This is a genomic window from Sphingobacterium sp. SYP-B4668 (assembly GCF_027627455.1).
GTDB lineage: Bacteria > Bacteroidota > Bacteroidia > Sphingobacteriales > Sphingobacteriaceae > Sphingobacterium.
The window spans coordinates 2,443,442-2,456,934 of the sequence record NZ_CP115483.1 but is presented as its reverse complement, the minus strand read 5'-3'; the positions used below and the strand labels follow the sequence as shown (position 1 = coordinate 2,456,934).

Sequence of the window (13,493 nt, the reverse complement as noted above, 5' to 3'; positions counted from 1 at the left end):
TTTGCTATCTTAGCTTTTCGAAGCACATTTTCCATCATGAAGAACATAGCGACAGTCACCAATGCAAGTATCGATTCGGCAGGTCTTCCCAAAGACTACAGACAAGTATTGGCCGAATATATATGGAATGGATTTGATGCTAAAGCTAGTAGGGTTAATATTAGATATGCAGCCAATGAGCTCGGTTATCTCAATTACATTGCTATTGAAGATAATGGAGAAGGTATTCATCTACTGACACTACGAGACTCTTTCGGTAACTTCCTCGACTCGCTTAAAAGACAAACATTTCAACGATCTTCTTACGTCAAGGGGAAAAAGGGCAAGGGGCGCTTTTCCTTTACTTTACTTGCCACTAGAGCCACTTGGGAAACAATCTATGCTGAAGGTAATCAGCTTTTGCAATATGACATCCTGATGGAACGTGACCGCAAAAACGAATATGACGATTCTATCGCTAACCCTATCCAAAATGGTCATACCGGCACAAAAGTGGTATTGGAAGGCATATTTGGGGTATCCGAACAGCAGCTGTTGCATCAGGATTTTGAAACATTCCTTGCAAAAGAATTCGGATGGTTTCTGTTGCTCAACAAAGACAAGCATTATGCACTCACGATAAATGATATCCCAATTCGATATGAACATTTAATCCAAGAGGACGATACCGTCACGTGGACCATCGCAGACAAGGAGGACCGTACCTATCGATTTGACGTTAACTTTGTACGCTGGGGAGACGTTATTGGCGATCGGTATTATTACTACTATCTCAATACGAATAAGATAGAGATTGGCAAGGAATTGACCAGCTTCAACAACAATGCGCTAGACTTTCATCACAGTGTGTATATAACATCCTCGTTCTTTAATAATTTTGAGCGTGAATCTGTATCAGAGGGTGAAAGCGACAACCTTTTTAGCGAGCTGAACCACCATGTTGTCTACAGAAAACTTATTGCTGATCTACGCGATTTCCTAAGTAGAAAGGAAAAGAAGTATGTTCGAGAGATGGCTGCGGAAAAATATATCCATGACATTCAACAAAAAGGCCTTCTTCCGTATTTCCCTTCAGATAATGAAGTAGATTTAGCTAGAAAAAATGACCTGATTGCTGTAACCAGCGTATTATATTGTGTCATCCCGCGCGTATTTAGAAACCTCAAAGCTGATCAAGAAAGAATCCTATTGGCTTTTTTGAACCTCACTCTGCAGACGGAAAAACGGAGTCAGATCCTATCTATCGTCGAGCAGATTACACCGCTCACGGAGTCCGAATATGCCGACCTAGAAAGCATCATCAATCTTAATTTCGTCCATAACCCCCATACAAAATAGCACGTCAAACGATTAACGTACATGATGACAAAGAAGGCGATACAAGATATTATTACTAATTTGCTTTCCTAAAGCACCCCTAGTAGCTCCATTTCAAATATTAGGGTGCAATTGCCTCCACTAGTCGTTGTTAACGATTGAAATCCATATGCCTTGTCATGTGGAATATAAACCCTCCATCTACTACCTACCGGCATAAGCAATAACGCTTCTTGCCATCCGGCAATTAGGTCTTTGATTTCGAAAGTTTCAGGTCTCTTTCGTTTGTAGGAGCTATCGAATACCGTACCGTCGAGCAATTGTCCGCTGTAATGACATACTATTTTGGATGTCTTTGATGGCAGCAGACCTGTCCCAGTATTCAAGACTTCATATTGCAGACCAGACAACGTTGTGATTACCGTACTTCGTTTTCCATTCTCTTGTAGGAATGTGATTCCTTCCTGCAAGTTTTTTGCTGCTAGATCTTTAATTTTCTTTAGATATTTTGTTGACGCTGCCACAGAGGGTATGTTTAGTCTTATAAAAATACAAATCTATATAACCTTACTTTTATACGCAAGGTCAGGAGATAACAATTGCAAGTGCCTCCCGCATTCCATAAGCCCCTTTCCCGTATCGAGCTACAACACAAATGGTTAATATAGCATAGGTAATCCGATAATCCATCCATAAGTAAGATAATGATATTGCACATAAAAATGAAATTATGTAAGTTTGGGTATATCTACCAATAGATAAACGCACACTAAATAAATCTTATCATGAAAACAGTCAAATTCATTATCTGTCTATTATTTGGATTGATGTTCATTAATGCGGGCCTTAACAAATTCCTTAATTATATGCCCATGCCGGAAATGACCGACGAACAAATGACGGTCATTGGTGCATTCGTCACTATCACTTGGCTAATGCCGCTCGTCGGTGCGATGGAAATGCTGGGGGGGCTATTGTTTATTTTTCCAAAAACCCGGGCGCTTGGAGCATTGGTTATATTTCCGGTGATGGTTGGGATCGTATTACACGGTTTGATACTTGAACCCTCCGGTCTGATGATTGCTCTACCGTTTTTTGCTATCAACCTTTGGATGATCGCCGATAATTGGGGCAAATACAAACCCATGGTCGCATAATTTGTTAATCCGTTAGTTGGCCGATTGCATGCCTTGAACCAATGAGGCATGCAGTGCCTAGCCTTATGCTAGCCTTAACACCGAATGGGCGCCAGCAAACATTACACGCTATACATTGTTGTATACCAATAAACGAATAGGTATGCATACATTATATATAGGCGTCCTTGTAGGAAGTCTCAGAAGAGATTCATACAGCAGAAAATTAGCAAACAATCTAGCAGCTCTTATTCCCGAGCATGTACAGCTAAACTTCATCGACCTAAGTGAGTTGCCGATGTATAACCAGGACTTTGATGACGATGGTACCCCTCCTAATTCTTATACTTCTTTTCGTTCTTCATTAAAGCGCTGTGACGCTGTACTATTTGTTACACCTGAATACAATCGATCGGTCCCAGCTGTCCTCAAAAACGCAATCGATATCGGTTCCCGACCTTACGGAAAAAATATATGGGATGGTAAGCCTGGGGCCATTATTAGTGTATCCCTAGGGCATCTAAGTGCGTTTGGGGCCAATCACCACCTTCGCCAATCCATGGTATTCTTAAACATATTGCCCTTACAACAGCCTGAAGCCTATATTGGAAATATCAAGAAATTACTTGACGAAAATGGAAAAATCAATAATGAGGAAACTATTTTGTTTCTTAAATCATTTGTGGCTGCATTTTTGAAGTGGATCGAACAGGTCCGCAAATAGTGTGCGACTGTTAACATTTATATCGCATTTATGGAATACAAAAATACCTCAACTATGAAAACAAATATTTTAGCTATCATGATAGCTTCTTCATTGGCTCTTAGCAGCTGCGGATTATTTAAAAAAGGGACGCAAGACATGGGCAATCAGCAAAAAACGGAAACATCCGCTACCATTACGGGCAAGAAATGGAAGCTTATTGAATTGAATGGCAAACCGGTAGGTGATAAAATAAATGGGAAAGAACCCTTCCTGGAATTGGATCCTTCTGAGAATCGATATAGTGCTAGTGGAGGTTGCAATGGTCTAGGGGGGACATTTACACTGTCTGATAATATGCGCATCAAATTCTCCCAGGGAATGTCGACGATGATGGCCTGTGAAGACATGTCTATCGAACAAGGGCTGTCAAAAGTATTCACAACGGTCGATAACTATACCGTGAGCGGTAATATTTTATCGTTGAATAAAGCTAGAATGGCGCCATTGGCTAAATTTCAAGAAATCAAGCAGGACGGATCAAAAGAACAGGCTTTAAATGGTACTTGGGAGCTAAACTACATTTCTGGACCACGGATAGCGTTTGAGGGTCTATATCCAAATAAAAAACCTACGATTACCTTCGATGTAAGCAACAAAAAAATCAATGGCAACAGTAGTTGCAACAACTATAACGGCTCATTGAAGCTCAATGGTCACTCCATTAATTTTGGACCAATAGCTTCCACAAAGATGGCTTGTGAAGGAAGTGGTGAATCCGTATTTTTCAAGACGCTTGAAACCGTAACTACGTACGATATCCAGGACAACAATACCCTACATCTCATCATGGGTGACATCGCCGTGATGCGCTTCACCAAGAAGTAAGACCCCGGGAACAATATAGACTGATATCATTTATAAGTCAAATGTCACAAAGCCAATGACTAAACTTCGCGGAAGATTTGGTTATTGGCTTTCTTTTTGCTATATTAGAATAAATCAAAAAGAAAGGATAAAATATATGATTAAAAAAAAGAAAGTAAACAACACCCAACTTCAGAAAAATCCCTACTTATTTTACGTTACAAATTGGGGATTTGTAAACCACACACCGGTAGAAACCTCTACTATCAAGAAAGAAGCGTTAACGACCCGTTAACCTTCAATCAAAATCAGATTTTTTAATTGAAAGATGCGCTTTTATTAAGGCGTTTTTTTTTGCGTGCTTCCCGGCAAAAACATAAGTTACTTTCAACACCAGACTTCAATTGACTCCTACAATACAACAAAAATCTACGTAAACTAAAAATATTAGCTATATTTACTAAATTTAATAGCTAGCTATAAGCGCACGTAGATAAGGATAACGATATGGATAGGATTCAAGAAAAATTGATGATACTGGCGGATGCGGCGAAATATGATGTCAGCTGTAGTTCAAGTGGTAGTAAGCGTAAAAACAAGGGCGGAATTGGAGACGCGTCATCTTCGGGCATCTGCCACACGTATACAGAGGATGGTCGTTGCGTATCGCTGCTCAAAATCCTACTTACGAATCATTGCATCTATGACTGCGCCTTTTGCGTAAGTCGTAAGAGCAATGATGTCAAGAGAGCTGCATTTACTGTCGAAGAGGTTGTTGAATTGACTATGAATTTTTATAGACGAAATTATATTGAGGGACTCTTTCTCAGTTCAGGCATCTTTAAGAGCGCTGACTATACAATGGAACGCTTACTATCAATTGTCAAAAAACTGCGCAGCGAACAGCGTTACAATGGATATATACATCTTAAGACCATTCCTGGTGCCAGCGAAGAGCTTATTAAGGAAGCGGGCCTATATGTGGATCGGATGAGTATTAATTTGGAGCTTCCCACAGAAGCAGGCCTCAAATTGGTCGCCCCCGAAAAAGACCACATTTCTGTACGCAAGCCTTTAGCTTTTGTACAACGTGAAATCCAGGCCCTAAAGTCGGAATCCAAATTAATCAAACACAAACCTCAATTTGTACCCGCAGGTCAAAGCACACAAATGGTTATAGGTGCTACTCCCGAATCCGATTTTGAGATTATGAATGTGGCCCAGGATTTTTACAGCAGCTATAAATTAAAACGGGTCTATTATAGTGGCTACATTCCGATTAACAATCAGAACAACTTGCTTCCACAGATAGGATCAGCGCCACCGTTAGTTCGCGAAAATCGGCTATATCAGACCGACTGGCTGTTGCGCTTCTATGATTTCAGACTAGACGAAATCCTACATCCTGGTTTTCAACAACTCGAACTTGATATTGACCCTAAACTCAGTTGGGCCCTTCGCAATCCGCACTTCTTCCCTATTGACGTCAATACCGCGAGCTACAAACAGATTATTCGCATCCCAGGTATTGGTCGTCAATCCGCATTGAAAATTATCCGTGCACGTCAATTTGGAAAGCTACATGAGTATCAGCTCATTAAAATAGGTGTAGCCTTTAAAAGAGCCCGTTTTTTCATGACCTGCATGGATACAATTATTCGCCTGGGCGAACCACCCATGTCTGCTATCCGACAGCAAATCATGTCAACATCAGCCAGTAAGTATACACAGCTTTCAGCTAACACTAACCAACTCTCGCTATTTTAATGCAATCTTATATCTTTGACGGCTCTTACTTGGGGTTTTTAACGGCAATATTTGAATGTTTCGAACGTAGAGAATGGCTGGCTATTCCCCTATCTCGAAGTAACTACCACCCCTCCTTCTTCGATAAGGATCGGTCAATCACTACTGACCCCCAAAAGGCTATACGCGTCATAACTGGCTTACGGATGAGGTGCAGCAAACAAGAAGTCAGTGGTTTCTATCGTACTTTTCTTTCCGAAGAGCCTAAGGCCTGGCATGCAATCTTTGCCGTCATCATCCTCATCTTTCGTCAGGATCGGTCCATCTTAGATAACTATGGTGACCCACAAGTCTTGCACTATGCTCAAACCCTAAAGAGAGTCAATCGAGAGCGGCATCGAATGAAGGCGTTTGTCCGTTTTGAAAAAAGCAGTGATGGCCTATTCTATGCCTTGATAGATCCTGATTTCAATGTACTGCCCTTAATTGTCGATTTTTTTAAAAAACGATATGCTGATCAACACTGGCTTATCTACGATGTCAAGCGCAATTACGGAATCCATTACGACCAAACCAATATACAAGAGGTGCAACTTAGTAAAATTGAACAAAACGACCTGATCACAGTAGGTTCACATGTGACGCTGGACGACACAGAGAACAAATATCAACGGCTTTGGGCACAGTATTTCAAAAGCACTAACATCGTTGCCCGGCGTAATATGAAACTGCATCTGCAACACGTTCCAAAGAGATATTGGAAGTATCTAACAGAAAAGAAAGCATCCGAACTACTGTAGTTGTATTAATAACCTTATGTTTATGCTATTCACATGCCATCATTAATCTATCGAAAAAGCTATACATATCGACTTTTTTGTACTGTCCAGTGGTATACCTATTTTGCGTTGTCATTGGATAACTTTTCCTTTTGATTCCAGTAAACATATTTCAGACATTAACAAGAAAAGATAATATTGAAAAATATATTTCTTTACTCTACCTTTAACGAAAAAAATACTTCCATGAAGAGATTGGTGCATAAGTATTGCCTGCTCCTTGCCATTATTGTAACAGCTCTAAATAATTTACAGGGTCAATCTATTATCTGCAAGCCTGCGTCAAGCATATTAGTTGCTCATTTCGAGCAAGTACGCGATGCAGTCCCGGAAATGGCCGAGCTATATCGTGAAGGAGAATTCCGCATAACTTCTCTTGGGAGCAATGACAGCATCGCTACCTTTCAGATTGAAGAGAAAGGACGAGACCATAGCTTTCTAGCGGAGGATGAAAAAGAATTTAACAAGTTCCTTTCGTCTACGAACAAAACGTCGCTTATACCCAGTATCTACATGCTTACTAGCTATACACTAAAGAAAAAAAACATGAAACCGCCCCCTCCTAAAAAGCAATTTTTCTTCTCAGAATATGCCATTATCTGGAATCTTAGGGCTACAAAAATGAATGATAAGCGAACAGAACTGCTGTTGACATATGTATCCTTAGCTCCAAATTTTGTAACGAAAATAGAACAGGAATTTAAGAGTGACATCTACTACAATAATATCATTCGCAAAATTGTTGTCAACGAAAAAAAAATGCATAAAGTTATTACCGATTTATTAGTGGACGAACTTCATGTCGATCAAGAGCCGCGACCCCCAGTGGCACCAACTCGATTATAAAGCTACCAGGCTTCCAACTATTCCAAGTACTAGATATCAGAGTCGCAATGCGCTAGTACTGGTTATTCTTTACTTCGAGCGTTTAGGAAGTGTGGGGGGATGGGGTATCGAATCGTCTATTTCGTCAAGACTTACAGGTGCCATCGATTCAAATACAATTGTTTTATTCAAGGGAAATTGTTTTTTTGAAAATTTCCCTTCGTAATTCAGATAATATATTTTAGGATCCTCGAAAAATGCCTGTATAAACACCGAATCGGTTTCATCAAAATAATTATCGGCGAGTTTAAAATTCAGAATACCTTTATGGTTAGCCCTTAATTCCTTAACAACGACAACGTCATCTGCGATATCTTTAAAAAATTTTACTCGGACATTGGACGCTATAGTACCATTATTCGTCACAAAGTTGAACTTCAGGCCAAATTGCTTTTGCGCCATCACCACCGATGTGCAAAATAGAAATATCAAAATACAAAGACTTTTCATCATCATCATTTAACGTCAAAGATAAGATAACAATAGTTAGGACGCACTCCCTGAATATAGGGATAATTCATTGCACTCCGCTATTCCAATAGCGCCATCTATTTGCCAATACAGAATTTAGAAAAAATATTTTCCAATAAATCATCCGTTGATACGGAGCCCGTAATCTCTCCTAGATGATGTAGAGCTTGCCGAATATCCATGGCCAAGAAATCGGAGGTCACCGGATTATCAATTCCGAACAGCACTCTATCCAAGGATTCTTGAGTCTGCTGTAATGCCTCTACATGCCGAATATTCGTAACCATCACATCATCCGTATTGAGGTTAGCAAGATTGACTTGATTCAACAACTCGTCTTTCAACTCTTCTACGCCAATTTTCTCTTTTGCAGATATATAAATCGGGTTAAGTAAAGCATAACTTGCTTTTTGTTGGTCCGTTAGTAAATCACTCTTATTGATGATAGTCACAAAAGGGATCTCTAGACTTCGGACCTCCTGCAATTGCTGCTGCACCTCTGAAACCGTATCCTGTATAGGATCGAACAAATAAACAATCAGTCTAGCCAATTTCATCTTCTCCCGAGTACGCTCCACTCCTTTGGCCTCTATAACATCTACTGTCTCTCGGATTCCAGCCGTGTCAATAAATCGAAAAGTGACACCATGTATATTGATTTCATCTTCGATGGTATCACGTGTCGTACCTGCAATATCCGAAACAATGGCTCGCTCTTCGTTTAAAAGCGCATTCAATAAAGTAGATTTGCCGACGTTCGGTTTTCCGGCAATGACAACAGGTACACCATTCTTCAACACATTTCCTTGCTCAAAGGATTGAACCAATCTGCGAATTACCGCTGCAATCTTGACAATCAAGTCTTTAAGCTGGTCCCGATTTGCAAATTCGACATCCTCCTCAGAAAAATCCAACTCCAGCTCGATCAATGATGCAAAGTGAATCAAATCTTCGCGTAATTGTTTCAACTGGCTGGAAAAACCGCCTCGCATTTGTTGCATCGCTATCTGGTGTGAAGCCGCCGAGTTTGAGGCGATTAGATCGGCCACGGCTTCCGCCTGAGAAAGATCCATTCCTCCATTCAAAAAAGCCCTTAAAGTAAATTCACCCGCTCGCGCTGCACGAGCTCCCTTTTTTATCAACAAATGGATGATTCTTTCAATGATATATTTTGAATTGTGGGTAGAAATCTCCACGACATTCTCCTTCGTGTAAGAGTGGGGGCCTATAAACAAGGTGACCAATACTTCATCCAAGATTTCATTGCCATCGCGAATTGTCCCGAAATGTACGGTATGTGATGGTTGCTCAAGTAGGTTCTTACCTTTAAAGACCTCATCAGCAATATCTATGGCTTGCTTTCCTGAAAGGCGGATGACTGCAATAGCGCCATTACCGCTAGCAGTAGCCAATGCTACTATGGTTTCTTGTTGTTGTATGACAGTTGAAGACATGCGGCAAAGATACATAATTAGCGGTAATGCAAATGTCCGCAGATTGTCTTAATAGCGTAACAACGACTATTTCACTTTTTTACCAACGATTTTAGTAGTAACTTGTTATACCTTATATCAAGAGAGATAACCATGAACAATTCAAAAGCAAAATCACTTCAGCAGCTGTCCGTCAATGGTAAACAGTACCATTACAGCTCGTTAAAGCAACTGCCAGAAGGCTCGGTCGAACACCTGCCTTTTAGTATCCGAATTCTATTGGAAAATGTACTACGCAATTTCGACGGATTCAGTATTACCGATGAACATATACACACACTGGTCAATTGGACCCCTGCACCGGTAGACAAAGATATCCCCTTCAAACCGGCGAGGATTCTTATGCAAGACTTTACAGGTGTACCTGCTGTCGTAGATATGGCCTCTCTACGAGCGGAATACGTACGTCATGGTAGAGATGGGCAAAAAATCAATCCCGCCATCCCTGTAGATTTAGTAATAGACCACTCTGTACAGGTAGATTATTACGGTACAGATTACTCCTATGATAAAAATGTACAGTTAGAATATGAGCGTAATACTGAGCGATACGAATTGTTAAAATGGGCTCAAAAGGGGCTTCGCAACTTCACCGTAGTACCTCCAGGAATGGGCATATGCCATCAAGTCAATCTTGAATATCTCGCCAAAGGGGTCATAGACCGTGACGGTTGGCTTTTTCCGGACTCACTTGTAGGAACAGACTCACACACGCCAATGGTCAATGGAATTGGCGTTATGGGATGGGGTGTTGGTGGCATTGAGGCTGAAGCGGCTATGCTAGGGCAGCCCATTTTTTTTACATGTCCTGAGGTCATTGGGCTCAAGCTCCATGGCCACATTCCCGATGCATGTACTGCTACTGACATGGTGCTATCTATCACCAAAGTGCTTCGTGACAAAGGTGTCGTCGGAAAATTTGTAGAAGTCTATGGCGATGGCTTGGACAACCTAACGGTCACAGACCGTGCAACTATATCCAACATGTCTCCAGAGTTTGGCTGCACGGTGACCTATTTCCCAATAGACAATCGCACTTTGGAATACATGCATGGCACCAATAGATCTCAAGAGCAAATCCAAATCGTAGAAACCTATTGTAAGGAAAATTTGCTTTGGCGCACAGGTAAAGAGACCATTCAATACTCTTCCATAGTCGAATTCGACCTCAGTACATTAGAACCTACTGTATCGGGGCCTAAACGTCCACAGGATAAGATTTTCGTTAAGGAACTGAATAGCAAGTTTGCCGATCTATTGGAAAGGGAGCACAACCGCGAGTACCACCCCGTCATTGATCGTCGCGAATCCGCATGGCTAGCGGACGGTGGTTCAGGGACAGAATTCATCTTTGGAAAGACTCCTATATCTGGCGATACGCCATTCCAGGTTGAACAAGAAGCTATTCAATCCGTTAGAATCAAACATAAGAACAAGGAGTTTATCCTAAGTGACGGTAGTATAGTCATCGCCGCTATCACAAGCTGTACCAATACGTCCAACCCTGCAGTGATGATTGGCGCAGGATTATTAGCGCGGAATGCCATAGAACGTGGCCTTCGCACCAAATCGTGGGTAAAGACTTCACTAGCGCCTGGCTCCAAAGTGGTCACGCAATATTTACAACGAGCTGGATTGGATGCCGATCTTGACGCCCTCCGTTTCCACACTGTTGGATACGGATGTACATCCTGTATTGGCAACTCGGGGCCACTACCACCACAGATTGCTGAAGCAGTGGATAAAGGAGATTTGATTGTCGCGTCGGTATTATCTGGCAATCGTAACTTTGAAGCACGCGTACATCCACAGGTCAAAATGAACTTTCTTATGTCTCCAATGCTCGTGGTCGCTTATGCGCTTGTTGGAAGGGTAGACATCAACCTCCTCTCCGACCCACTGGATTATGACCCGAATGGTAATCCTGTGTATTTAAAAGATATATGGCCTACACGTGAAGAGATCCTCAATACAATAAATGATTGTGTCAAACAAGAAGACTTCAAAGAAGTTTATGACATTATTTTCGACGGGTCGACGGACTGGCAAGAATTGGAAGTGAGCCTCGATCAGAATTACGAATGGGACGAGCACTCTACTTATATCAAAGAATCGCCATTCTTTGAAAATCTAGCCCCAGAGCCTCAACCTGTGAGCGACATCCAAAATGCCCGTGTACTGTTATACCTTGGCGATTCTGTCACTACCGACCATATTTCACCTGCGGGTTCGTTTAAAGAAGAGACAGCCGCTGGTCAATACCTCTCAGGCCACGGCGTAGAACGCGCTGACTTTAATTCATATGGTTCCCGAAGAGGAAATCACGAGGTTATGATGCGCGGCACATTTGCAAACGTACGTATCAAAAACAAAATCGTCGATAAAGAAGGTGGTTTCAGTCGTTACTTCCCTACGAATGAGGTCAAGACCGTCTATGAGACAGCCATGTCCTATCAGCAAGATCACACCTCACTGATAATCTTGGCCGGAAAAGAATATGGTTCAGGCTCCTCACGCGATTGGGCTGCGAAAGGTACCTTTCTCTTAGGCGTGAAAGCTGTTATCGCCGAAAGTTTTGAGCGTATACATCGCAGTAACCTAGTGGGTATGGGTGTAGCACCTCTGGTATTTCTAGAGGGACAAAATGCAGAGTCTTTAGGATTGGACGGTACGGAAACATACTCCATCGCTGGCTTGGCCGATGAACTAACCCCTCATAAGACCCTAGATGTCAAGGCTATTCACCCAAATGGAAACACTATAGATTTTCAAGTCAAGGCACGTTTGGACTCGGCCATCGAGATAGAATATTACAAAAATGATGGTATCTTACAATATGTACTGCGCGAATACTTAAAGGAAACAAACTAGACTAATTTCTAAAGTATGCTTCCTGCAATTGTCTACAATCCCTGAAATAAATTACGGGGATTGTAGACAATTGCAGGTTATTTTCTATTCTCATAAAAAAAACGCTTTTTTATTTGATTACTATTAATAAAAGATTATTTTTGGCGTATTATTAATGACAAACATGAACTTTGCATGCGTACATCACTTTCATTTTCATCATCGCCCCTGCGGCGATATGTAATTGATGTGTTTCTACGTGAAGCATTTTTTCTCCAGTGTTTGAATCCTATTTATTAATAATTTACGGCTAACATTATAAAGCATTGAAAAATCTCAAAATAGCTATCCAAAAATCGGGTAGATTAAACGAAAAGTCTGTACAAATCCTTAAAAATTGTGGTCTTGTTTTTGAAAATTACAAAAGCTCCCTCATTACTTCGGTCGCCAACTTTCCATTGGAAATTCTGTTCCTCCGGGATGATGATATACCGGGATATGTAGAGCAAGGTATTGCCGATCTTGGGATCGTAGGCGAAAATGTGATTGACGAGTCAGAGGCGCAAGTATCCTACATCAAAAGGCTTGGTTTCGGCAAGTGTACCCTAAAACTAGCGATACCCAAAGACAGTACGATAGAAGATTTGAAAGATCTAAATGGCAAAGCCATCGCAACTTCTTATCCGGTAATTCTTAAAAACTTCTTGGATGAGTACAATATCAATGCGGACATCCGCCTTATATCAGGTTCTGTTGAAATTTCTCCTGGTCTAGGGCTCAGCGATGCCATATGTGATATTGTGTCTACAGGAGGTACCCTTAAGAGCAACGGATTGAAACCTTTTGCTGATGTAAGACGTTCGGAAGCTATACTTATCGGCCGCAAGGGACTTGAAGACAATCATATCCTATGCGAACTCGTACAACGCATAGAATCAGTCCTAATGGCTAAAGAAACCAAATATGTAGTGCTGAATGTTGAGAAAAAAAATCTATCTGCGGTAACAACGTTGCTCCACGGTGTAAAGAGCCCTACAATAGTACCTCTCGCTGAAGAAGGATGGGTGGCTGTTCATACCGTAATTAGTGAAGACGATTTTTGGGAAAAAATCAACAGGCTAAAAGCTGCTGGAGCGCAGGGAATAGTCGTGATGCCAATTGAAAAAATCATCATGTAAGCCCAAAA

At 41.3% G+C, this 13,493-nt stretch carries 12 protein-coding genes; 9 read left to right on the top strand and 3 right to left on the bottom strand.

From position 1 onward, the window contains the following. Nucleotides 1–36 precede the first annotated feature (36 nt). The gene (locus tag OQ289_RS10360; protein ID WP_270090663.1) at nucleotides 37–1,338 is read left to right on the top strand and encodes an ATP-binding protein; all 1,302 of its coding nucleotides are present in this window, start codon (nucleotides 37–39) and stop codon (nucleotides 1,336–1,338) included. Between the two features lie 68 nt (nucleotides 1,339–1,406). On the opposite strand, the gene OQ289_RS10355 is transcribed toward OQ289_RS10360, so the two are convergent. Continuing rightward, nucleotides 1,407–1,841, bottom strand: a complete 435-nt coding sequence (locus tag OQ289_RS10355; RefSeq protein ID WP_270090661.1) for an FKBP-type peptidyl-prolyl cis-trans isomerase — start codon at nucleotides 1,839–1,841, stop codon at nucleotides 1,407–1,409. Nucleotides 1,842–2,102: 261 nt separating this feature from the next. Between OQ289_RS10355 and OQ289_RS10350 the strand changes: the two genes are divergently transcribed. The 6 genes from OQ289_RS10350 (at nucleotide 2,103) to OQ289_RS10325 (ending at nucleotide 7,454) form a co-directional block, all read left to right on the top strand. Continuing rightward, a complete protein-coding gene (locus OQ289_RS10350; RefSeq protein ID WP_270090660.1) occupies nucleotides 2,103–2,474 on the top strand; it encodes a MauE/DoxX family redox-associated membrane protein in 372 nt (123 codons plus the stop codon). Between the two features lie 142 nt (nucleotides 2,475–2,616). Then, on the top strand, nucleotides 2,617–3,177 hold the full coding sequence (locus OQ289_RS10345; protein ID WP_270090659.1) for an NADPH-dependent FMN reductase: 561 nt from the start codon (nucleotides 2,617–2,619) through the stop codon (nucleotides 3,175–3,177). A gap of 54 nt (nucleotides 3,178–3,231) precedes the next feature. After that, nucleotides 3,232–4,044 (top strand): META domain-containing protein, encoded by an 813-nt coding sequence (locus OQ289_RS10340; RefSeq protein WP_270090658.1) that lies wholly within the window; start codon nucleotides 3,232–3,234, stop codon nucleotides 4,042–4,044. Nucleotides 4,045–4,530: 486 nt separating this feature from the next. Next, nucleotides 4,531–5,790, top strand: coding sequence for a putative DNA modification/repair radical SAM protein (locus tag OQ289_RS10335; RefSeq protein WP_270090657.1), 1,260 nt, complete (start codon nucleotides 4,531–4,533; stop codon nucleotides 5,788–5,790). After that, nucleotides 5,790–6,569, top strand: a complete 780-nt coding sequence (locus OQ289_RS10330; protein WP_270090656.1) for a TIGR03915 family putative DNA repair protein — start codon at nucleotides 5,790–5,792, stop codon at nucleotides 6,567–6,569. The genes OQ289_RS10335 and OQ289_RS10330 overlap by 1 nt, the downstream gene beginning before the upstream one ends. Nucleotides 6,570–6,794: 225 nt before the next feature. Continuing rightward, nucleotides 6,795–7,454 (top strand): transcriptional regulator, encoded by a 660-nt coding sequence (locus OQ289_RS10325; RefSeq protein WP_270090655.1) that lies wholly within the window; start codon nucleotides 6,795–6,797, stop codon nucleotides 7,452–7,454. 69 nt (nucleotides 7,455–7,523) lie between these two features. Here OQ289_RS10325 and OQ289_RS10320 read toward each other — a convergent pair whose 3' ends face one another. Both OQ289_RS10320 and mnmE read right to left on the bottom strand, forming a co-directional pair. Further along, the gene (locus OQ289_RS10320) at nucleotides 7,524–7,925 is read right to left on the bottom strand and encodes a hypothetical protein (RefSeq protein ID WP_270090654.1); all 402 of its coding nucleotides are present in this window, start codon (nucleotides 7,923–7,925) and stop codon (nucleotides 7,524–7,526) included. Between the two features lie 116 nt (nucleotides 7,926–8,041). After that, on the bottom strand, nucleotides 8,042–9,418 hold the full coding sequence (gene mnmE, locus OQ289_RS10315; protein WP_270090653.1) for a tRNA uridine-5-carboxymethylaminomethyl(34) synthesis GTPase MnmE: 1,377 nt from the start codon (nucleotides 9,416–9,418) through the stop codon (nucleotides 8,042–8,044). 132 nt (nucleotides 9,419–9,550) lie between these two features. Between mnmE and acnA the strand changes: the two genes are divergently transcribed. Continuing rightward, nucleotides 9,551–12,328 (top strand): aconitate hydratase AcnA, encoded by a 2,778-nt coding sequence (gene acnA / locus OQ289_RS10310; RefSeq protein WP_270090652.1) that lies wholly within the window; start codon nucleotides 9,551–9,553, stop codon nucleotides 12,326–12,328. Between the two features lie 305 nt (nucleotides 12,329–12,633). Continuing rightward, on the top strand, nucleotides 12,634–13,485 hold the full coding sequence (gene hisG, locus OQ289_RS10305) for an ATP phosphoribosyltransferase (RefSeq protein WP_270090651.1): 852 nt from the start codon (nucleotides 12,634–12,636) through the stop codon (nucleotides 13,483–13,485). The last annotated feature ends 8 nt before the right edge of the window (nucleotides 13,486–13,493 follow it).